The sequence below is a fragment of the Aeromicrobium camelliae genome, from assembly GCF_003850045.1.
GTDB classification, from domain to species: Bacteria; Actinomycetota; Actinomycetes; order Propionibacteriales; family Nocardioidaceae; genus Aeromicrobium; species Aeromicrobium camelliae.
In genome coordinates, this window is the sequence record NZ_RQJX01000002.1 from 122,591 (window position 1) to 141,496 (window position 18,906).

The 18,906-nt window shown below is 69.1% G+C and carries 18 protein-coding genes and 3 tRNA genes; 10 read left to right on the plus strand and 11 right to left on the minus strand.

Annotated elements, in window-relative coordinates:
* Positions 1-7: 7 nt before the first annotated feature.
* On the plus strand, positions 8-478 hold the full coding sequence (locus EHW97_RS02250) for a MarR family winged helix-turn-helix transcriptional regulator (protein WP_166367355.1): 471 nt from the start codon (positions 8-10) through the stop codon (positions 476-478).
* 145 nt (positions 479-623) lie between these two features.
* Here EHW97_RS02250 and EHW97_RS02255 read toward each other — a convergent pair.
* Positions 624-697: transfer RNA gene (locus EHW97_RS02255), tRNA-Phe, on the minus strand.
* Positions 698-771: 74 nt separating this feature from the next.
* Positions 772-1,383, minus strand: coding sequence for a malonic semialdehyde reductase (locus tag EHW97_RS02260; protein WP_124235543.1), 612 nt, complete (start codon positions 1,381-1,383; stop codon positions 772-774).
* Positions 1,384-1,562: 179 nt separating this feature from the next.
* Between EHW97_RS02260 and EHW97_RS02265 the strand changes: the two genes are divergently transcribed.
* Both EHW97_RS02265 and EHW97_RS02270 read left to right on the plus strand, forming a co-directional pair.
* A complete protein-coding gene (locus tag EHW97_RS02265; RefSeq protein ID WP_124235544.1) occupies positions 1,563-4,646 on the plus strand; it encodes an HtaA domain-containing protein in 3,084 nt (1,027 codons plus the stop codon).
* Positions 4,647-4,732: 86 nt separating this feature from the next.
* The gene (locus tag EHW97_RS02270) at positions 4,733-5,521 is read left to right on the plus strand and encodes an HtaA domain-containing protein (RefSeq protein ID WP_124235545.1); all 789 of its coding nucleotides are present in this window, start codon (positions 4,733-4,735) and stop codon (positions 5,519-5,521) included.
* Positions 5,522-5,658: 137 nt separating this feature from the next.
* On the opposite strand, the gene EHW97_RS02275 is transcribed toward EHW97_RS02270, so the two are convergent.
* Both EHW97_RS02275 and gluQRS read right to left on the minus strand, forming a co-directional pair.
* Positions 5,659-5,735: transfer RNA gene (locus EHW97_RS02275), tRNA-Asp, on the minus strand.
* Between the two features lie 84 nt (positions 5,736-5,819).
* Positions 5,820-6,701: a tRNA glutamyl-Q(34) synthetase GluQRS gene (gluQRS, locus tag EHW97_RS02280; protein WP_124235546.1), complete on the minus strand. Its 882-nt coding sequence runs from the start codon at positions 6,699-6,701 to the stop codon at positions 5,820-5,822.
* Positions 6,702-6,853: 152 nt separating this feature from the next.
* Between gluQRS and EHW97_RS02285 the strand changes: the two genes are divergently transcribed.
* Positions 6,854-7,423: a hemerythrin domain-containing protein gene (locus EHW97_RS02285; protein WP_124235547.1), complete on the plus strand. Its 570-nt coding sequence runs from the start codon at positions 6,854-6,856 to the stop codon at positions 7,421-7,423.
* A 72-nt stretch (positions 7,424-7,495) separates the two neighbouring features.
* Entirely contained in the window at positions 7,496-7,762 is a 267-nt protein-coding gene (locus EHW97_RS02290; RefSeq protein ID WP_124235548.1) for a hypothetical protein, read from the plus strand.
* A 51-nt stretch (positions 7,763-7,813) separates the two neighbouring features.
* On the opposite strand, the gene EHW97_RS02295 is transcribed toward EHW97_RS02290, so the two are convergent.
* Positions 7,814-7,889, minus strand: a tRNA-Glu gene (locus EHW97_RS02295).
* Positions 7,890-7,976: 87 nt separating this feature from the next.
* On the opposite strand from EHW97_RS02295, the gene EHW97_RS02300 reads away from it, so the two are divergent.
* The 5 genes from EHW97_RS02300 to EHW97_RS02320 all read left to right on the plus strand — a co-directional run bounded on the left by EHW97_RS02300 (position 7,977) and on the right by EHW97_RS02320 (position 12,654).
* Positions 7,977-8,318 (plus strand): metallopeptidase family protein, encoded by a 342-nt coding sequence (locus tag EHW97_RS02300; protein WP_124235668.1) that lies wholly within the window; start codon positions 7,977-7,979, stop codon positions 8,316-8,318.
* The gene (locus EHW97_RS02305; protein WP_124235549.1) at positions 8,311-8,964 is read left to right on the plus strand and encodes a pirin family protein; all 654 of its coding nucleotides are present in this window, start codon (positions 8,311-8,313) and stop codon (positions 8,962-8,964) included. Before EHW97_RS02300 ends, EHW97_RS02305 begins: the two co-directional genes overlap by 8 nt.
* Before the next feature lie 209 nt (positions 8,965-9,173).
* On the plus strand, positions 9,174-10,532 hold the full coding sequence (locus EHW97_RS02310) for an FAD-binding oxidoreductase (protein WP_124235550.1): 1,359 nt from the start codon (positions 9,174-9,176) through the stop codon (positions 10,530-10,532).
* Positions 10,529-11,815 (plus strand): class I SAM-dependent methyltransferase, encoded by a 1,287-nt coding sequence (locus tag EHW97_RS02315; protein WP_124235551.1) that lies wholly within the window; start codon positions 10,529-10,531, stop codon positions 11,813-11,815. The genes EHW97_RS02310 and EHW97_RS02315 overlap by 4 nt, the downstream gene beginning before the upstream one ends.
* A gap of 50 nt (positions 11,816-11,865) precedes the next feature.
* The gene (locus EHW97_RS02320; RefSeq protein ID WP_124235552.1) at positions 11,866-12,654 is read left to right on the plus strand and encodes an exodeoxyribonuclease III; all 789 of its coding nucleotides are present in this window, start codon (positions 11,866-11,868) and stop codon (positions 12,652-12,654) included.
* A 3-nt stretch (positions 12,655-12,657) separates the two neighbouring features.
* On the opposite strand, the gene mnhG is transcribed toward EHW97_RS02320, so the two are convergent.
* Genes mnhG through EHW97_RS02350 form a run of 6 tightly spaced genes read right to left on the minus strand, consistent with a single transcriptional unit; the run spans position 12,658 to position 18,829 of the window.
* Entirely contained in the window at positions 12,658-12,993 is a 336-nt protein-coding gene (mnhG, locus tag EHW97_RS02325; RefSeq protein WP_124235553.1) for a monovalent cation/H(+) antiporter subunit G, read from the minus strand.
* Positions 12,990-13,325 carry an MrpF/PhaF family protein gene (locus EHW97_RS02330; RefSeq protein ID WP_124235554.1) on the minus strand — a complete coding sequence of 112 codons (336 nt, stop codon included), beginning with the start codon at positions 13,323-13,325 and terminating at the stop codon, positions 12,990-12,992. Before EHW97_RS02330 ends, mnhG begins: the two co-directional genes overlap by 4 nt.
* Positions 13,322-13,861 (minus strand): Na+/H+ antiporter subunit E, encoded by a 540-nt coding sequence (locus EHW97_RS02335; RefSeq protein ID WP_124235555.1) that lies wholly within the window; start codon positions 13,859-13,861, stop codon positions 13,322-13,324. The genes EHW97_RS02330 and EHW97_RS02335 overlap by 4 nt, the downstream gene beginning before the upstream one ends.
* A complete protein-coding gene (locus tag EHW97_RS02340) occupies positions 13,858-15,471 on the minus strand; it encodes a Na+/H+ antiporter subunit D (RefSeq protein ID WP_124235556.1) in 1,614 nt (537 codons plus the stop codon). Before EHW97_RS02340 ends, EHW97_RS02335 begins: the two co-directional genes overlap by 4 nt.
* Positions 15,468-15,965, minus strand: coding sequence for a Na(+)/H(+) antiporter subunit C (locus EHW97_RS02345; protein ID WP_124235557.1), 498 nt, complete (start codon positions 15,963-15,965; stop codon positions 15,468-15,470). The genes EHW97_RS02340 and EHW97_RS02345 overlap by 4 nt, the downstream gene beginning before the upstream one ends.
* Positions 15,962-18,829: a Na+/H+ antiporter subunit A gene (locus EHW97_RS02350; protein ID WP_124235558.1), complete on the minus strand. Its 2,868-nt coding sequence runs from the start codon at positions 18,827-18,829 to the stop codon at positions 15,962-15,964. Before EHW97_RS02350 ends, EHW97_RS02345 begins: the two co-directional genes overlap by 4 nt.
* Positions 18,830-18,906: the final 77 nt, after the last annotated feature.

An 18,906-nucleotide genomic window follows, 5' to 3' on the forward strand; every position in this document is an offset into this window, starting at 1 on the left:
GGTCCCGATGAGCTCGCATCTTCAGGGCGCGGATCCGCGTCGCTACGACGTCGTCCGCCTCGTTCAGGACTTCACGACGGCGTCCCTGCGCTTCACGGATCGGGCCGGCGCCTCTCGCGGGCTTCACCGGTCTGATTTGAACGCGTTGCAGGCGCTCGTCCAGGCGCGCGAGGACGGCCGTTCGGGGCTCAGCGCCAAGCAACTGGCCGAGGCGCTGACGCTCAGTCCCTCAGCGACGACGACGTTGCTGGACCGGCTCGAGCGGGCCGGGCACGTGACGCGCGGACTCGACGAGCACGATCGGCGCCGGGTCACGATCTCGATGACGGAGTCGGCGGGAGCGGAAGCGCGGGCGATGTTCGGCCCGCTCGCGGCCGCGATGATGGAGATGATGAGCGAGTTCAGCGACGACGAGATCGAGGTGGTCGCGCGCTTCCTGCGTGCGGCGACCGACGTCGTCGACGAGATGGAGCGCTGAAGCGAGGTGGCCAGGGCCGGGGTCGACTCCCCCGAGCTCTCCGCTTCGCTGCGAGCAGGGGGTGCCCCCAGGCTTCGCCGGTTCCCCCTGGAGCTGGCCACGTGGATGCGGAGGCCCTCCTTCGTCGCGGCTGCCGCATAGGAGGTGGCCAGGGCCGGGGTCGAACCGGCGACCTTCCGCTTTTCAGGCGGACGCTCGTACCAACTGAGCTACCTGGCCGATACCCGTCGGCCGAAGCGACGAGCGACGTTTACGATAGCGCATCCGTCGCAGTCGGCCGACATCGGGGATCGTCAGAGGACGGTGACGGCATCCTCGTAGGCGAGCCGCGGAAGGCGGTCGAACCACGGGCTCTCGCCGGGCTTGCCGATGTTCATCACGACGACCGAGTGCAGGTTGGTGCCGGCGAAGAACTCCGCATCGACCGCGTCATGGTCGAAGCCGTTCATCGGACCGGCGGCGAGGCCGACGGCGCGGACGGCCATGATCAGGTAACCCACCTGCAGGCCGGCGTTGAACTCAGCGACCCGGCGGCGCGATTCGAGGTCGCCGAACCAGTCCTTGGACTCGGGCGCGTGGGGGAAGAGTTCCGGCATGCGCTCGTTGAAGTCGGCGTCGGCGGCGAGGATCGCGACCACGGGGGCCATGGCGGTCTTGCCGCGGTTGCCCTCGGACATGAGCGGCAGCAGGCGCTGCTTGGACTCGTCGGTGGTCAGGAACACGATGCGCAGGGGCTGGCTGTTGGCCGCGGTGGGCCCGAACTTCGCGATCTCGTAGATCTCCTCGAGCGTCGCCGCGGGTACCGGCTCGTCGCTGAAGGAGTTGGCGGTGCGCCCTTCGCGGAAGAGGGTGTCCAGCGCCTGCTCGTCGAGGCGGGTCAGATGATCAAGCGTCGCAGAAGTCATACAAACTTCAACTAATGTCCGTGAGCGTGCATTCCGGAATCCGCGTATGAAGCGCGTCACACAGCGTCCGATCAGCGGACCCTATAGGTAAGCCTCCCTTTACTTAGGCTACCTTTACCTCGACGCTGAATCTGCGCGCCTCGCGTCAACGGGGTGCGCCTTCGAGAGAGGCATGTGCCGTGACCACCCCCGACCTTCGCCGACGGAGCAGGCCTCCGTTGCTCGTCCTCCTCACGACGTTGCTGATCGTCGCCAGCGGACTGGTGTTGCCCAGTGTCGCTACCGCGGCTCCGACCCAGGGCACCGTCTCCGGTGCCACGTTGAGCTGGGGGATCAAGGCATCGTTCCGCAGCTACGTCACCGGACCGATCGCGCATGGCTCGGCGAGCCTGCTCGGCACGACGACGGGCACGTACGTGTGGTCCGGTGGCACCGGCGACGCCGCAGCCGACGGAAGCACCGCCGATGTGAGCTTCGGCGTCGGCAACGGCGTCCACTTCCGTGGCCACGCGATGAATGGTGTCGACGCGCTGGACCTGGCGTTCACCAACCCTCGCGTGCAGGTGACGTCCGCGAGCACCGCCGACCTCTACCTCGACGTCCACGGGCGGGAGTTCGCGGGAACGACCACGGTGGGCGAGGAGTTCTCGCTGAGCGGTGTTCACTTCGCCACCGTCGCGCTTCCCTCGGCCACCGTCGAGAGCGGCACCATCACCTGGGCGAACGCCTCCGCCACGCTCACCGAGGCGGGTGCGCAGGCCTTCGGCGGGTTCTACCCGGCCGGAACCGCTCTGGACCCGCTGACGCTCACTCTCCCGGTCAGTGTGCCGGCTGCCGCGACCACGACATCGCTCGCCACGTCCGCGTCGAACGTCAAGTCCGGGGAATCGGTGACCCTGACCGCGACGGTCGCGCCTGCTGAGGCGGCGGGCACGGTCACGTTCAGCACTGACGCCGGTGCCCTCGCCGATCCTGTCGTCGTCGAGAACGGCGCGGCCGTCCTGGCGACCGACAAGCTTCCCGAAGGGGTGAACGCGATCACCGCATCCTTCACGCCCACCGATGCCGCGTCGTACCTCCCCTCGTCCCAGGTCGCCACGGTGACCGTCGAGACGGCCGCGCCGGAACCCGAGCCCGAGCCGGAGTGGGAGCCGAAGATCCAGGTCTTCCTCGCCGATGGCGTGACGCCCGTCGGTGACCGTGCGGTGTACGCGGGCGACACCCTCGTGGTCAAGGGATCGGGCTTCGATCCGGCGGCGAACGTCGGCGGTCGAGGTGTCCCTATCCCGAACACTCTGCCGCAGGGCACGTACGCGGTGTTCGGCCACTTCGCCCAGGACTGGCGCCCGTCGCAGGACAAGCCGTCATCCGGCCGGAAGGTCGGGTCGCAGGGGTGGGTGCTCACCGAGGGCACCGTCGAGCAGATCCCGCCCGCGTTCCAGGACGCGGTGCGCGAGCAGTGGGTGCCGCTGTCGTCCGAGGGTGAGTTCACCTGGACGGTGAAGCTGGCCGCGCCCAGCGAGACCGTCGACGGCGGCCGCTACGGCGTCTACACCTACGGGGCCGGCGGGGTGAAGAACGCCGACCAGGAGCTCGCCGTCCCCCTGAACTACCACGGCAAGCGTCCGCCCGCCGTCGCCGTCACCGACGGCGAGGACACGGTCAGCATCGCGAAGCCCGGCGACACGGTCCGCTTCGCGGCCTCCGCCCTCGAGCCCGGCCAGAGCGTGCGCTTCGAAGTGCATTCCGACCCGGTCGTCGTGGGTACGGTCACGGCTGACGACAGCGGCGCAGCCGAGGTGGAATGGACCGTTCCGGAGAACTTCCCCACCGGCCAGCACGAGGTCCGGGTGTTCTCCGCGGACGCTGGCGTGGACGCGGAACCCCTCGCGCGGCAGTCGTTCACAGTGCAGGCCACCGCCGCGCCGGTCGATCGCTGCCTCCAGCTCGGGGCCGAGCTCCGGTGGGGGGTGAAGGCGAGCTTCCGTCAGTACGTCGCGGGCCCGATCGCCCACGGCTCGATCTCCCTTCTGGGGTCCACCGGGCAGTCGCCCGACGGGCGTTTCGTGTGGTCCGGTGGGGCCGGTAAAGCCGACACCGCGGGCGGCGGCGTGGACGTCGCCTTCGGCACGGGCAACGGTGTGCGATTCCGCGGCCATCGGATGGGCGACGTCGATGCGTTGGACCTGGCGTTCACCAACCCGCGCGTCGTCGTGACCTCGGCGACGACGGCACAGCTGCGGCTCGATGTGAAGGGTCGCGAGTTCGCCGGCACCGACAGCGCCGGGTCCCCGTTCGAACGCAGCAACGTGCACTTCGCGGATCTGACGTTGCCGGGCCCGTCGGTGTCCGGCGCCACGCGCACGTGGACCGACGCTGCCGCGAAGCTCACGGCAGACGGTGCAGCCGCGTTCGGCGGGTTCTACGAGCCGGGCACCGAGCTCGACCCGGTCACCGTCAGCGTCACCAGCCGCGGAGAGGTCGACTGTGACGACATCACCGGGCCCACCACGGGCAGCGGCGAGACGCCGACGTCGCCGAACGGGGGCACCAGCACCACCGGCGGCGGGCAGATCGTGCCGGCGGCTGCCGCTGCGGCCGGTGGCTCCGCGGAGAAGTGCGTCGCCCGTCGCGTGACCGGCGGGAAGCTCACCTGGGGCGTGAAGGAGTCGTTCCGTACGTACCTCCAGGGCACCATCGCCAAGGGCAGCTACTCGGGCGGCACCTTCACGGCCGCCGGTGGCGCCGTGAACCCGGACGCGTCGGGAATCGGTCGGGCGAACTTCTCCGGCGCGTTCACGGCGACCGGACACGGCGGGAAGCTGAACTTCTCGCTCAGCAGCCCGAGCGTGCACATCACCGGTCCGACGACCGCGGTGCTGCACGCTCACGTGAAGGCGACCAACACCAAGGGCGAGTCCGCGGTCGACGGCACGGTGGCGTTCGCCAACCTGTCGTTCGGGCGGGCGGCCGTCGAGGGCGACACGCTCTCGGTCTCCGGCGCCTCGGCGACGCTGACCGGGTCGGGTGCCCAGGCGTTCGCAGGCTTCTATGAGCCGGGAACCGCGCTGGATCCGGTGTCGTTCACGGTATCGCTCGGCAGCGAGGTGCCCTGCGACTCCAGCACCGACCCCAAGGCCGCGTCCAAGCTGCCCAAGACCGGTGCGGACGTCGACCCGAGCGCGGCGGCACTGGCCCTGGTCACGCTCCTCGCCGGAGCGGCCGTGTTGGCTCGTCGCCGTCAGGTCCTGGCGCGCCACTGACCGACCCGTGGCGTGTGACAGTTGGCGACGGCATAGCCGATTCAGTTGCCGACCGTCGCACGCCACGCGAACGAAAGGACAGCGACATGACGTTCGTTGCACGCACGGTCCTCGTCGCGGCGGTGGCCGCGGGCGGGTTCGCCGTCTTGCCGACCGCTGCGTCGGCCGAGGCCGACGCGGGGCAGTGTGAGATCACCGGCGGAAGCCTCAGCTGGGGAGTGAAGGAGAGCTTCCGGGCGTACATCTCGGGCACCATCGCGAACGGTGGGTGGGAGGTCAGCGACGGCGCCTCCTACGAGACGCCGACGTTCACCTGGTCGCCGGCGACAGGCTCGATCGATCCCGAGACGGGCGCAGGATCGGTGTCGTTCACCGGAAGCGTCAGGTTCACCGGGCACGACGGCATCCTCGACATGACACTCGCGAACCCGACCGTCGAGTTCAGCGAGGACGGTCACGCGACCTTGCTGCTCGACACGCGCGGAACGGACACGTCCGGCAACGTCGCCGTGGACGTGACCCAGGAGTCTGTCGCGGACCTCGGCACGATCGGCCCGGTCGACGTCGCGAGCGGGAGTGCCGCGTTCACCGACGTGCCGGTGGCGCTCTCCGCGACCGGGGCGCCAGCCTTCGCGGACTTCTATCAGCCCGGTGAGGCGCTCGATCCACTCACGCTGACGTTCGAGACCGGGCCCTGCGAGGACGAGGAACCGTTAGCCGATCCGGCCGCCGACGACACGGAGCCCGTCGCGGCGGACGGCGAGGACGGCGACTCCTCATCGACGCCGTGGCTGCCGATCGGTCTCGGCGTCGGGGCGGTAGTCGTCGCGGGTGGGGCGGGAACGGCGCTCTACCTGCGCAAGCGCTCGGCCTGATCGGCACCAAGGCCCGGCGGCTCCTCGGGGGAGCCGCCGGGCCTTGGTGTTGGGATAGGTGGTCGAGCAGGCGGAGCGTGGGCCCCCCGGAAATGACAGGAGGCTCATGTCGAAACGACATGAGCCTCGCTGCACACTGGCGACCCCGACGGGACTCGAACCCGCGACCTCCGCCGTGACAGGGCGGCGCGCTAACCAACTGCGCCACGGGGCCTCGTTGTGTGCTGCGGTAACAACCGCGAACGCAACTCTACTGCACGGTGCCTGAGCCTCCAACACGGGGGGTGCCCGTCGAAGATCAGGCGGGGGCGGGCGGTACGAACGTCCACGGATCGCGAGGAAGACGCGACGGTTCGAAGCTCTGCAGCAGCGCCTCGGGGCTGTCTCCGACGAGCCCGAGCGAGCCGACGATGAGGTCGAAGACGTCCACTCCGCGTGCCGTGAGCTCGCGGTAGGTCACCGCGCCGTCGCGTTTGGCCAGCCGCTTGCCGTCGACGTTGAGAGCCAAGGGCACGTGGGCGTAGACGGGCGGCTCGATCCCGAGCAAGGTGGCGAGGTAGGCCTGCCGTGGCGCCGACGTGAGCAGGTCGTCTCCGCGTACCACCTGGTCGATCCTCTGGGCGCCGTCATCGACGACGACCGCGAGGTTGTAGGCCGGCACGCCGTCGTTGCGGCGCAGCACGAGGTCGTCGACGCTCGCGGTGACCTGGCCGTGCAGCACATCGGTCACCGTCCACTCGTCGACCTCAGTGCGGAGGCGGATGGCGGGCGGACGGGTCTGCCGGCGTTCCGCTCGTTCCTCCTCCGTGAGATGGCGACACGTGCCGGGGTACGCACCGGGCGGAAGGTGCGGGGCGCTCGGCGCCTCGAGGATCTCGCGGCGAGTGCAGAAACACTCGAAGGTTCGGCCCTCGTCCACGAGTCGATCGATCGCGGTCGCGTACAGCTTTCGCCGCTGGGACTGCCACACCGGCTCGCCGTCCCAGTCGATCCCGAGTGCGGCGAGATCGTCGAGCTGGCGCTCGGCCGCGCCCTCGCGCACACGGTCGAGGTCCTCGACCCGCATGAGGAACGCGCGACCGGTCGATCGCGCAAACAACCAGGCCAGGAGTGCAGTGCGCAGATTGCCGACGTGGAGGTCACCCGAGGGGGAGGGGGCATAGCGTCCGGCGCCGGTCATGGCACTCAGTATCGGCGGTCGGGCGATTCGAGCAACGGGGCCGGGGGTATCCCCCTGATGTGTCGCGGGCCGCGCTCCTGCGCTCTGTTCCTCCCTTGGAGGAGCGTGGTCCGCGACGCCTCGACGGGCGAACCACGGAGCAAGGAGACCTGATGGACAAGGACGGCACGGCGAACGAGGACGTCATCGACATCCTCACCACGGACCACCGGCAGATGCTCGAGCTGCTCGGCGAGATCGAGCAGACCTCGGATCCCGGACAACGCCGCGACCTCACCGACACCGTGATCGCCGAGGTGATGCGGCACGCCGTCGCCGAGGAGATGCACGTCTACCCGGCCATGGAGGAACACCTGCCGAACGGCCGCGAGGAAGTCGAGCACGACAAGCAGGAGCACGACGAGATCGTGCAGGTGATGAAACGACTGGAGGACGCGGACGCTGCCGAACCGCGCTTCATGGAACTCGTCGAGGAACTGCAGTCGCAGTTGCGCCACCACGTGGACGACGAGGAGACGGACCAGTTTCCCAAGCTGCGCGAGCACATCCCCGCGGACAGGCTGATCGAGCTCGGCGAGAAGGTGGAGACCGCGAAGAAGCTGGCACCGACCCGCCCGCACCCGAGCGCGCCCCACTCGGAGTTGTTCCACAAGACCATCGGCCCCGGGGTGGGGATGGTCGACCGACTGCTCGACAAGCTCACGGGTCGCACGACCGGCTGAGCAGCTGGAACCACCGGCCGCGCCACGATCGCGGACGGTGACGCGTGCTCGACGACGAAAGCGAGGTTGCCGATGACCCGCGCGTTCGCCCACCTCTCCAGGACGGAGATCGACCAGGTCCTGCGCCGTTCGACCACCTGGATCCGCCGCCACGACGGTGCGCCGCAGGGCACGGACGATAAGGTCGTGCTGCCACATTCCGATCCGGGGGAGGGCCGCATGCTCAAGCGCCGCTGCCGCGCCTGCGGCATCCGCAAGCGCTGGCGCGAGATGTACTCGTGGTGGTCGGTGCCGGTCTGCGTCCCCTGCGCGAGCAGCATCGCCCGCGCCGTGCGCTGAGGCGGAGCGACCTCGATCGACCAACGGCGGCCGATGCGGCCGCCGTGTGACTGGTACCCCCTACGGGATTCGAACCCGCGCTACCGCCTTGAAAGGGCGGCGTCCTAGGCCGCTAGACGAAGGGGGCCGGACCCAGCCAGCATAGTGGGTCCGACCCTCGCGTGGGTCACCTGCCCGGCTGTGAGGCGTGCGGCACACTGGGCACGTGATCGAGATGAGCGAGGAGCGCTTCGAGGAGCTCTGCGTCCTCGCGCTGGATCAGGTGCCCCCGCAGCTGGCGGAGTTGCTCGACAACGTCGTGCTCTTCATCGAGGATGACGCTCCCGAGGACGATCCGCATCTGCTCGGGCTGTACGACGGCGTGCCGCTGACGGAGCGCGACTCCCATTACGGCGGTGCCTTGCCGGACCGCATCACGATCTTCCGTCGCCCGTTGCTCGGCATCTGCGAGACGGAAGAGGACGTGGTCGAGGAGGTGCGGATCACCGTGGTCCACGAGATCGCGCACTTCTTCGGCATCGACGACGCCCGCCTCCACGAGCTCGGCTATGCGTGAACTGCGCCGAGCGGAAGCGCGTTTCCGTACCGACGGAGACGGCACCACGACGTTCCACTCGTTCTCGTACGGGGCCCACTACGACCCGGACAACGTCGCGTTCGGCCCGGTCGTCGCGCTGAACACCGAGCACGTCGATCCCGGTGCCGGGTACGACAGCCACCGGCACAGCGACGTCGAGATCGTCACCTGGGTCCTCGAAGGCTTGCTCCGGCACGAGGACTCGACGGGCGCGGGCGGCGAGATCCCTCCGGGTCTCGCGCAGCGGCTGAGCGCCGGCACCGGAGTGAGCCACACCGAGCGGAACGCGTCGGACACCGAGGGCCTGACGTTCGTGCAGATGATGCTGCGCAGCGACAATGAGGACGCCCCGGAGTACGCCCAGGTCGAGGTCGGTGCGACGATGGCGGGTCTGTATCGCACCGTCGACGTCCACGCGCCGGCGCAACTGCGGGTCGCGGTCCTCGGAGCAGGTGACGTGATCGAGCTGCCGACGGCCCCGCGCACGCTGCTCCACGTGACGCGCGGACGGGTGCGTGCGGGGGAGGACCTGCTCGAAGCCGGCGACGAGATCCGCACGGACGAGACGCTCGGTCCCCTCACCGCCGACGAGTCCTCCGAAGCGCTGGTCTGGCTCCTGCGCTGAGTTGCTCCTGCGCCAGCGGTGCAGATTCGCTCGCGAGTGGTGCACTTTCGTCGTCGAAGCGCAGGCGACCGCCAATCTGCACCACTCACGGAGGGGGAGGCGACGAGCGTCGGCCACGCGTGTGCGTCGAGTCTTCCCGGTGGGACGGTCACGCTCGTCACGCCGCATGCTCTGGACAGGCCGCCGAGGCGGAGGGATAACCTGCACTTATGCAGGGGTGGGAACAGCATCACCGGGCCGTCGAGGCGCTCCGCGCCTCCTACCGTCGCATCGGCCCGGGGGACCCTGTCCGCCTCGCCAAACGCACCTCCAATCTCTTCCGCCCGCGTGCGGAGTCGTCGGGCCCGGGCCTGGACGTGAGCGGCCTGGACGGCGTCATCGCCATCGACACCGCCGCCGGCACCGCCGACGTCCAGGGCATGTGCACCTACGAACGGCTCGTCGACGAGGTACTTCCGCACGGTTTCATCCCCACCGTGGTGCCGCAGCTGCGCACTATCACACTCGGCGGAGCGGTGACCGGACTCGGCATCGAATCCACCTCTCTGCGCAACGGGCTGCCGCACGAGGCCGTGCTCGAGATGGACATCCTCACCGGATCGGGCGACCTCGTCACCGCCACGCCCGACAACGAGCACGCCGAACTGTTCGAGGCCTTCCCCAATTCCTACGGCAGCCTCGGCTACGCCGTGCGTCTGCGCATCCGACTCGAGAAGGTGCCGCGCTTCGTCGCCCTGCGCCACGTGCGCGCGAACGGAGCGACGGACGCGGTGAAGATCGTCGAGGAGGTCGCGGACAGCGCCGCCTACGACGGGCAGCGCGTCGACGCGATCGACGGCACCGCCTTCGCCCCCGACGAGATCTACCTGACCCTCGCGACGTTCACCGACACGTCTGGGCCGACCAGCGACTACACCGGTCAGGACATCTACTTCCGGTCCATTCGCGAGCGCCGCAGCGACCGGCTGACGATGCTGGACTACCTGTGGCGCTGGGACACCGACTGGTTCTGGTGCTCGGGTGCGTTCGGAGCCCAGCATCCCGTCGTGCGACGGGTCTGGCCGCGGCGGTGGCGACGCAGCGACGTCTACCACAAGCTCGTCGGACTCGACACGAAGTACGGCGCGAGCAAGCTCCTCGACCGCGTGAAGGGAGTGCCCGGGCGCGAGAAGGTCATCCAGGACATCGAGGTGCCCCTCGAGCGGCTCGGTGACTTCCTCGAGTGGTTCGACGCCGAGGTCGGGATGCGCCCGGTCTGGCTCTGCCCCCTGCGCACCACCCGCGCGTGGCCGACCTACCCGCTCGAACCTGGCCGGCTCTACGTCAACGCCGGCTTCTGGGGCACGGTGGTCGTCCCCGCCCACACGCCCCCCGGCACCGTGAATCGCCGCATCGAAGAGGCGGTGCACCGCCTCGGCGGCCACAAATCGCTCTACTCGGAGGCCTTCTACGACCGACCCACCTTCGACTCGCTTTACGACACCGCCCGCCTCGATCGTCTGCGCCAGCAGTACGACCCCGACGAGCGTCTCAGCACCCTGTACGACAAGGCAGTGAGGAACTCATGACGATCGACACCCACACCAAGCTCTCCATCGCGGACGCCCTCGGGCGGCTCATGAAGGGCGGTCTCCCTTTCCGGTTCGAGGCGTACGACGGCAGCGTCGGCGGTCCTGAGGACTCGCCCATCACGGTGCGACTGGTGAACGAGCGCGGGCTGTCGTACCTCATGACCGCGCCCGGTGACCTGGGCTTCGCGCGGGCGTACGTGGCCGGCGATCTCGAAGTCGAAGGCGTCCACCCGGGCAACCCCTACGAGGCGATGTCGCTGATCCTCAGCCAGCTGCGCTTCAAGGTGCCGTCGGCCGCCGAGATGCTCCAGGTGCTGCGCAGCCTCGGGCTCGAGCACCTCAAGCCGCCAGCACCGCCCGCCGAGGAGCACCTGCCGAAGTGGCGGCGGGCGCTGGAAGGCTTACGCCACCACAAGAACCGTGACGCGACGGCGATCCACCATCACTACGACGTGTCGAACCGGTTCTACGAGCTCGTCCTCGGCCCGTCGATGACCTACACCTGCGCCCTCTTCCCGACCGCGGACGCGACCCTGGAGGAGGCGCAGTACGCCAAGTACGACCTCATCTGCCGCAAGCTGGACCTCAAGCCGGGCGACCGCCTGCTCGACCTGGGCTGCGGCTGGGGCGGCATGGTCCGCCACGCCGCCAAGCACTACGGGGTCAAGGCGCTCGGCGTCACGCTGTCGCGTGAGCAGGCCGAGTGGGCGCAGAAAGCCATCGTGGACGAAGGCCTCACCGACCTTGCTGAGGTGCGGTTCAGCGACTACCGCGACGTCAGCGAGACAGGGTTCGACGCGATCAGCTCCATCGGTCTCACCGAGCACATCGGCGTGCGCAACTATCCGGACTACTTCCGCTTCGCCTACGACCACCTGCGCGACGGCGGCCGGATGCTCAACCACTGCATCACCCGCCCCGACAATGTGGCGCGGGCGACGGCGGGCGCCTTCATCGACCGGTACGTCTTCCCCGACGGCGAGCTCACCGGCGTCGGACGCATCACCGTCGCGATGCAGGACGCGGGCCTGGAGGTGCGGCACGCGGAGAACCTGCGTGAGCATTACGCCCTCACCCTCAAGGGCTGGTGCGAGAACCTCGAGGCGAACTGGGACGAGGCGCTCAACGAGGTCACCGTGGGGCGCGCCAAGGTCTGGGGTCTCTACATGGCCGGGTCGCGACTGGCGTTCGAGCGCAACGAGATCGAACTGCACCACGTGCTCGGCGTGAAGGTCGGCCCGGACGGGAACGCCCACTACCCGCTGCGCGTCGACTTCTGACCCGCTGGGGGCCAGGACCCGATGTCGGGCGCTCCGGGTAGGTTCGACTCGTGCGTATCGCGACCTGGAACGTCAACTCGATCCGGAGCCGTATCGACCGCGTGCTCGCCTTCCTGGAGCGTCACGACGTCGATGTCCTGGCCATGCAGGAGACCAAGTGCCGCGAGGACCAGTTCCCGGCGCTCGAGCTCTCCTCGATGGGCTACGAGTTCGCGCATTTCGGTGTGAACCAATGGAACGGCGTGGCCATCGCGTCCCGGGTGGGGCTCGAGGACGTCGCCATGCAGTTCGCCGACGACCAGCCGCAGTTCGCCGAGGTCCTCGAACCGCGGGCGATCGGCGCCACCTGCGGCGGTGTGCGGATGTGGAGCCTCTACGTGCCTAACGGCCGAGAGCTGGACCACGAGCACTACGTGTACAAGCTGCAGTGGCTCGAGCGCTTGCGCGCGGCGGGCGAGGCCTGGCTGGCGGACGATCCGCAGGCGCAGGTCGCCCTCACCGGTGACTGGAACATCGCGCCGCAGGATGACGACGTGTGGGACATCGACGTCTTCGCCGGGAAGACCCACGTCTCGCCGGCCGAGCGTGCGGCGTTCAACGCGATCGTCGAGACCGGCTATGCCGACGTCGTCCGGCCGCACACGCCGGGCCCGGGCGTCTACACCTACTGGGACTATCAGCAACTGAGCTTCCCGAAGCGCAAGGGCATGCGGATCGACTTCATCCTCGGCTCGCCGGCGCTCGCGGAGCGGGTGACCGGGGCGTTCATCGACCGCGAGGAGCGCAAGGGCAAGGGCGCGAGCGACCACGCGCCCGTGGTGGTCGACCTCGCCGACTGAGCGTCAGGGCTTCTCGCCGCGCTCGGCGGGCGTCTCCACGACGGTGAGCCGTTCCTTGTCCACCAAGGCGGTGCGGAACGAGGCGCGGCCGACCATGTGCGCCGAGACCGGCGCCGTGAGCAGCTGGAAGACGGCCACCACGACGATGATCGTCAGGTCGCCGAGGTCCTCGGCCTGCAAGGCGAGCCCGGCGAGGATCAGCAGCAGACCGAGTGTCTGCGGCTTGGTCGCGGCGTGCATGCGGGTCAGCAGTTCGGGGAACCGCACGATGCCGATCGCGGCGACGAGGGCCAACGAGGCGCCGAGGATCAGCAGCACGCCGGTGATGACGTCGATCATGCCTGTCCTCCTCGCCGGATGTCGGCCTGACGCTGCTGCTCCTCGGGCACCTTGGCCCGGGTCGCAGCGATCTTGTCCGAGTCGGGGGCCGCGTAACGGGCGATGCTGACCGACCCGAGGAACGCGACGAGGGAGAGCGCCACCAGCACGGGCAGCGTGTTGCGGTGGCCGTTGACCGCGGCCTCGACCCCGATGACGCCGACGCACGCCGCCACGAAGACGTCGGCGGCGACGGTGCGGTCGAGCATCGTCGGCCCCCGGACGATGCGGATCGTGCAGAGCACGCCGGTCAGTCCGAGGATGACGGCGCACGTGATACCGACGATCGTCATGCGGTCACGTCCTCTCGCAGTCGGGCGGTGCTGGCCTCCAGCTCTTCGCGCGAGCCGAAGGCGGCGATCACGCGATGCTCCTGGGCCCGGGCCTTGCGGCGGGCGGCCTCGACCCGTTCGGGTGTGGACCCGTCGAGGACGTGCAGCCACATCCTCCCGTTGTCTGCGTCGAGCTCGATGAGCAGGGAGCCCGGCACCAGGGAGACGAACTCGCCCGACAGCACCTGCAACAGGTCCGAACGGCTCACGAGGTGCACCTCGATGACCGCGCTCTTGGGCGGCGCGGCCGGGCGGACCGCGGTCCAGGCCACCTGGAAGCTCGCGAGGACGAGGTCGTAGAGGAACCGCCCGACGAGCACGAGAAGACGCAGCGGGCGCAACGTCGCGGTGAGATTGACGGGCGGGAACGGGAAGACGACGACCACCAGGGTCGAGACCAGCAGACCGCCCACGACGTTGAGCGGGCTGACCTCGCCCCACAGCATCGTCCAGATGATCGTGAGGGCGATGATGACCGGAACGCGCACGATGTTCATCGGTTCAGCACCGCCTCGATGTAGGGCTGTCGGTCCACCAGTTCGACGGCCGCGCGCTGGGCGTAGCTCATCAGCGGTCCGGCGAACACGGTCAGCGCGACGGTCACGAAGGCCAGGAAGAGGGTCGGGCCGGCCATGCCGCGCGGAAGCCGCTTCTCCTCACGCTCCTCGGTCCACGCCGTGGCCCGCTGGGTCTTCGTGCCGACCCCGCGTGCGCCGTGCAGGGACCCTGCCGGGGTCCACGACCCGGTGTCGACCTGCGACACGTCCGGCGAGTCCTCGCCCTTGGGCTGCCAGAAGGCGCGGTTCCAGATCTTCGCGATCGCGTACAGGGTCAGCAGGCTCGTGACGATGGCCGCGACGACGCCCAGGGTCGCCAGTCCCGCCTCGTCCTCGATGCCGGCCTCCATCAGCGCGAGCTTGCCGAAGAAGCCCGAGAACGGAGGGATTCCCGCGAGGTTCATCGCCGGCACGAAGAACATGATCGACAGAATCGGCGCGAGCCGGGCGAGACCGCCGAGCCGATCGAGGTTCGTGGTGCCGGCCCGGTACTCGATGAGGCCGGCCACGAGGAACAGCGTGGTCTGGACGGTGATGTGGTGCGCGATGTAGAAGACCGCGCCGGTCATGCCCAGCTCGGTGCCGACGGCGATGCCGAACAGCATGTAACCGATGTGACTGACGAGCGTGAAGGACAGGACACGTTTGACGTCCGACTGCGCGACCGCGCCGAGGATGCCGATGACCATCGTGAGGATCGATGCCCACAGCAGCAGCGTGCGCAGATTGTCCCCCGGGAAGAGCAGCGTCTGCGTCCGCAAGATCGCGTAGATGCCGACCTTGGTGAGCAGCCCGGCGAACACCGCGGTGACCGGCGCCGGTGCCGTGGGGTAGGAGTCCGGCAGCCAGGCGTACAGCGGGAAGACGGCCGCTTTGACCGCGAAGGTCAGCAGCAGCAGCAATTGGAGCACCGTCGAGATCCCCGTGGGGAGCTCGGCGAACCGGCTGGCCAGCTGCGCGAAGTTGACCGTTCCCGTCGCGGCGTAGACCGCGCCGATCGAGATGAGGAACAGCACCGAGGAGATCAGGCTGACGATGATGTAGATCGTGCCCGAACGGACGCGGGCGTTGGTGCCGCCCAACGTGATGAGCACGTACGAGGAGGCCAGCAGGATCTCGAAGCCGACGAACAGGTTGAAGAGGTCGGCGGACAAGAACGCGTTGGAGACGCCGGCGCTCAGCACGAGGAACGTCGGATAGAAGACCGACAGCGGTGTCTGTCGTCCGAACTCCACGACGCCCTGCCCGATCGAGTACAGCAGCACGCACAGCGTGACGATGGTCGAGACGATCAGCATGAGCGAGCTGAACCGGTCGGCGATGAGGCTGATGCCGAGCTCGGCCGGCCAGCCGCCCACGTTGAAGGTCTGCGGACCGTACGCGTCGGAGCGGTAGAGCAGGATGCCCGCGGCCGCGACCACGAGCCCCAGCGTCACGATGCTGACGATGCGCTGCACCGCGGCCGAGCGACCGGCGGCCAGACACAGCCCGGCGCCCAGCAGCGGGATGATGACCGGTGCGAGAACCAGCTGTTCGAGGATGTGGTTCATCGGCGGTTCTCCTCGCCCACGCTGGTCTCGGCGTCGGCCGCGACCCCGACGTCGAGGGTGTCGTCGTTGTCGAGGTAATCCTCGTCGGGCATCGCCTCGTCCGGGAGGGCTTCGTCGAAGGTCGTGGACACCTCGTCGCGCTCAGCCCGGCGGCGGATGAAGTCGTCCTCGAGGTCGTCCTGGACGTCGTCGGTGCCGGTGAGCTGATACGCGCGATAGGCGAGCGCCAACCCGAAAGCGGTGACGCCGAGGGTGATGACGATCGCGGTCAAGGCCATCGCCTGGGGGAGTGGGTCGCTCATGCGGCCCTCGCCGATCCCGATGAGCGGGGCCCGGCCGGCGGGGCCCGAGGCCACGAGGAACAGCACGTTGAGTCCGTTGCCGATCAGCACGAAGCCGATGAGGATGCGGGTCAGGCTGCGCTCCAGGACGAGGGTCACGCCCGAGCCGACCATGACGCCGACCACGATGACGAGGATGAGATTCGGGCTCATGCCGGCACCACCTCTTCCTCCTGCTCCTCGGCTTCGTCTTGCGCCTGCGCGTCGATGCCGCTGCCGAGACTGCGCAGGACGTCGATCGCGAGTCCCACGACGACGAGGTACACGCCGACGTCGAAGAACACCGACGTGACGAGGTGCAACTCGCCCAGTAGCGGGATGGGAATGTCGACGATCGCGCTCTGCAGCACCCCGCCGCCGAGCAGGGTCGGGACGATGCCCGAGAGCGCTGCCAGCGCGAGGCCGATGCCGAGCACCATGCCCGCGTCGACGGGCGCCGCGTTGTCCAGCTCCTCACGTCCGCCGGCGAGGTAGCGGATCATGAGCGCGAGTCCGGCGATGAGACCGCCCGCGAAGCCGCCACCGGGCGAATTGTGGCCCGAGAGCATCAAGTAGATCGAGAACACGATGACCGTGTGGAAGATCAGGCGCGTGACGATCTCGAAGACGATGGACCGTCGGGCGTCGTGCAGGTTGGCCGCGAGCCACTGGTTCGAGTCCGGCGTGGTGACCCGATGCGGCCGGCTGAGGCTCCGCGTCGAGCGGTCGGTGATGAGGAAGATGAGGCTGGCGATACCCGTGGCGGCGACGACCAGCACACTGAGTTCGCCGAGGGTGTCCCAGGCGCGGATGTCGACGAGCGTGACGTTGACGATGTTCTTGCCGCCGCCGTAGGTGTACGCCGGTTCCTCCCAGCCCTCCGAGATCGGGGTGGCGGTGCGCGCGTTGGTGGCCAGCAGGGCGACCGCGGATACGAAGACCCCGACCAGCACGCCGATCGAGATACGCAGCCACCGCATCACCGTGAAGGGGCGGTCGGAGAAGAACGGGGGGAGGCGACGCAGGACGAGGACGAAGGTCACCAGCAGGAAGGTCTCGACGAGCACCTGGGTGAGCGCGAGGTCCGGCGCGCCGTGGGCTACGAAGAGGATGGCCGTGCCGTAGCCGGTGACACCGAGCAGCAGGACCGCCCGCAGCCGCCGGCGCGAGCGGACGACGAGCACGGCGGCGACGATCATCAGCAGGCCAGCCGCCATCTGCAGGTAGTTGTCCGCGAGCCGGATCTCGCTGACCTGCGGGGTCTCCCACGCTCGGACGAGCGCGAAGCCCGGCACGATGATGAGCGTGACCAAGATGACGCCGAGGTAGAACGGCAGCGAACCACGCTGCGTGCGACCGGTGACCTCGACGGCGAGACGATCCACGCCGCGCATGAGCGCGTGGTAGGAGCGGTCGGCGTCGGGCATCGGCAGCCGGTCGACGATCGCGTGCTGGGCCGCCGCCACCGGATGGCGCCCGAAGAACAGCGCGAGGCCGGTGACCGCGGTGAGGATCGACAGCCACAGGGCCGGGGTGAACCCGTGCCAGAGGGTGAGCACGGGTTCGTGCGCACCTTCGGCGAACGCTTCGCCGTACGTGGCGACACGGGGAGTCAGCCAGCCGCCGACGAAACCGCCCACCACGGTGAACACGGTGATGAAGGCGGGGACGAGGGAGAATCCCAGCGCGAAAGCGCGCGGGTGGCAAGGTTCGACGCCGGGCTTGTCGGCGAAGGCGCCCCAGACGAAGCGCGCCGAGTACGCCATCGTGAGGATCGACCCGAGGACGATCCCGGCCAGTGCCAGCCGGGCGGCGAGGGTGTTCCAGCCCAGGTCGGCGCCGAGATCGAGGTAGGCCGCGAAGGCCGCCTCTTTGGCGGTGAACCCGAACAGCGGTGGAATGCCGGCCATGGACGCCGCGGCCACGAGACTCGTGACGAACAGCAGCGGCCGTGCTTTGCGCATGCCGGACAGTTCGCGCAGATCACGCGTGCCGACGGAGCGGTCGATGATGCCGACGACGAGGAACAACGCGGACTTGAAGAGCGCGTGCGCCACCAGCAGCGACAGCGCCGCGAAGGCAGCCGAACGGGTGCCGGTCCCCGCGAGCGCGACGAGGAAGCCCAGCTGGCTGACCGTGCCGTACGCGAGCAGCAGCTTGATGTCGTACTGGCGCAACGCCCGCAGGCCGCCGATGAGCATCGTGACGATGCCCAGCGCGACCAGCAGGGGGCGCCAACCCGGGACATCGGCGAAGTCCGGAGCCATCACGGCGACGAGGAAGACGCCGGCTTTGACCATGGCCGCGGCGTGCAGGTAGGCGCTCACCGGGGTGGGAGCGGCCATCGCCCCGGGGAGCCAGAAGTGGAACGGCACGAGGGCGGACTTCGACAGGGCGCCGACGAGGATCAGCATGACCCCCGCGATCACGATGCCCTCGAGCGGCGGCGGCGAGGCGACGATCTCGCTCAGCAGCGGCGTGCCGGACTCGACGGCGAGGATCACGAGGCCCATCAGCATCGCGAGCCCGCCGAACGTCGTGACGATGAGAGCACTGAGCGCAGCGCGCCGGTTGGCCCGGCGGTCCGGGTTGTGGCCGATCAGCAGGAACGACAGGACCGTCGTGAGCTCCCAGAACGTGTAGAGGATGAACACGTTGTCGGAGAGGACGAGGCCCAGCATCGCCCCGGCGAAGCCCGTGAGCACGCCCGCGAACCGCCAGATCTCCGGGTCACGAGGGCGGAAGTACCACGAGCAGTAGACGAGAACCAGCGCGCCGATCCCCGTGACGAGGAGAGCGAGGATCGCGGCGAACGGGCCGAGGGTGAAGTCGAGATGGAGGCCGATCGGCTCGATCCACGTGACTCGCTCATGGACGGGCTCGCCTGACGCGGTGACGTCGAGAGCCCGGGGGAGGAGATACGCGAAGGAGGCGCCTGGTGCCAGGGCCAGAATCCAGAAGGCGCGCCGATCAAGCGCTTTGACGAGGGCAGGGGCCACCCCTGCGGCGAGGAAATGGAGCGCGACGAGCCAGACCATGGGTAGGGCAAGGGTATCGGAGAGCGCCCAGCACTGCCTGCGGCGCATCGCGGCGAGAACCAGCGGACGCGTCGCTC

What these genes read in the sequence shown, in the direction of transcription:
- EHW97_RS02250 (WP_166367355.1), top strand. Translation starts at nt 8, where the DNA reads ATGAGCTCGCATCTTCAGGGCGCGGATCCGCGTCGCTACGACGTCGTC.
- EHW97_RS02260 (WP_124235543.1), bottom strand. Translation starts at nt 1,383, where the DNA reads ATGACTTCTGCGACGCTTGATCATCTGACCCGCCTCGACGAGCAGGCG.
- EHW97_RS02270 (WP_124235545.1), top strand. Translation starts at nt 4,733, where the DNA reads ATGACGTTCGTTGCACGCACGGTCCTCGTCGCGGCGGTGGCCGCGGGC.
- gluQRS (WP_124235546.1), bottom strand. Translation starts at nt 6,701, where the DNA reads ATGACCGGCGCCGGACGCTATGCCCCCTCCCCCTCGGGTGACCTCCAC.
- EHW97_RS02285 (WP_124235547.1), top strand. Translation starts at nt 6,854, where the DNA reads ATGGACAAGGACGGCACGGCGAACGAGGACGTCATCGACATCCTCACC.
- EHW97_RS02290 (WP_124235548.1), top strand. Translation starts at nt 7,496, where the DNA reads ATGACCCGCGCGTTCGCCCACCTCTCCAGGACGGAGATCGACCAGGTC.
- EHW97_RS02300 (WP_124235668.1), top strand. Translation starts at nt 7,977, where the DNA reads ATGAGCGAGGAGCGCTTCGAGGAGCTCTGCGTCCTCGCGCTGGATCAG.
- EHW97_RS02305 (WP_124235549.1), top strand. Translation starts at nt 8,311, where the DNA reads ATGCGTGAACTGCGCCGAGCGGAAGCGCGTTTCCGTACCGACGGAGAC.
- EHW97_RS02310 (WP_124235550.1), top strand. Translation starts at nt 9,174, where the DNA reads ATGCAGGGGTGGGAACAGCATCACCGGGCCGTCGAGGCGCTCCGCGCC.
- EHW97_RS02315 (WP_124235551.1), top strand. Translation starts at nt 10,529, where the DNA reads ATGACGATCGACACCCACACCAAGCTCTCCATCGCGGACGCCCTCGGG.
- mnhG (WP_124235553.1), bottom strand. Translation starts at nt 12,993, where the DNA reads ATGATCGACGTCATCACCGGCGTGCTGCTGATCCTCGGCGCCTCGTTG.
- EHW97_RS02330 (WP_124235554.1), bottom strand. Translation starts at nt 13,325, where the DNA reads ATGACGATCGTCGGTATCACGTGCGCCGTCATCCTCGGACTGACCGGC.
- EHW97_RS02335 (WP_124235555.1), bottom strand. Translation starts at nt 13,861, where the DNA reads ATGAACATCGTGCGCGTTCCGGTCATCATCGCCCTCACGATCATCTGG.
- EHW97_RS02340 (WP_124235556.1), bottom strand. Translation starts at nt 15,471, where the DNA reads ATGAACCACATCCTCGAACAGCTGGTTCTCGCACCGGTCATCATCCCG.
- EHW97_RS02345 (WP_124235557.1), bottom strand. Translation starts at nt 15,965, where the DNA reads ATGAGCCCGAATCTCATCCTCGTCATCGTGGTCGGCGTCATGGTCGGC.
- EHW97_RS02350 (WP_124235558.1), bottom strand. Translation starts at nt 18,829, where the DNA reads ATGGTCTGGCTCGTCGCGCTCCATTTCCTCGCCGCAGGGGTGGCCCCT.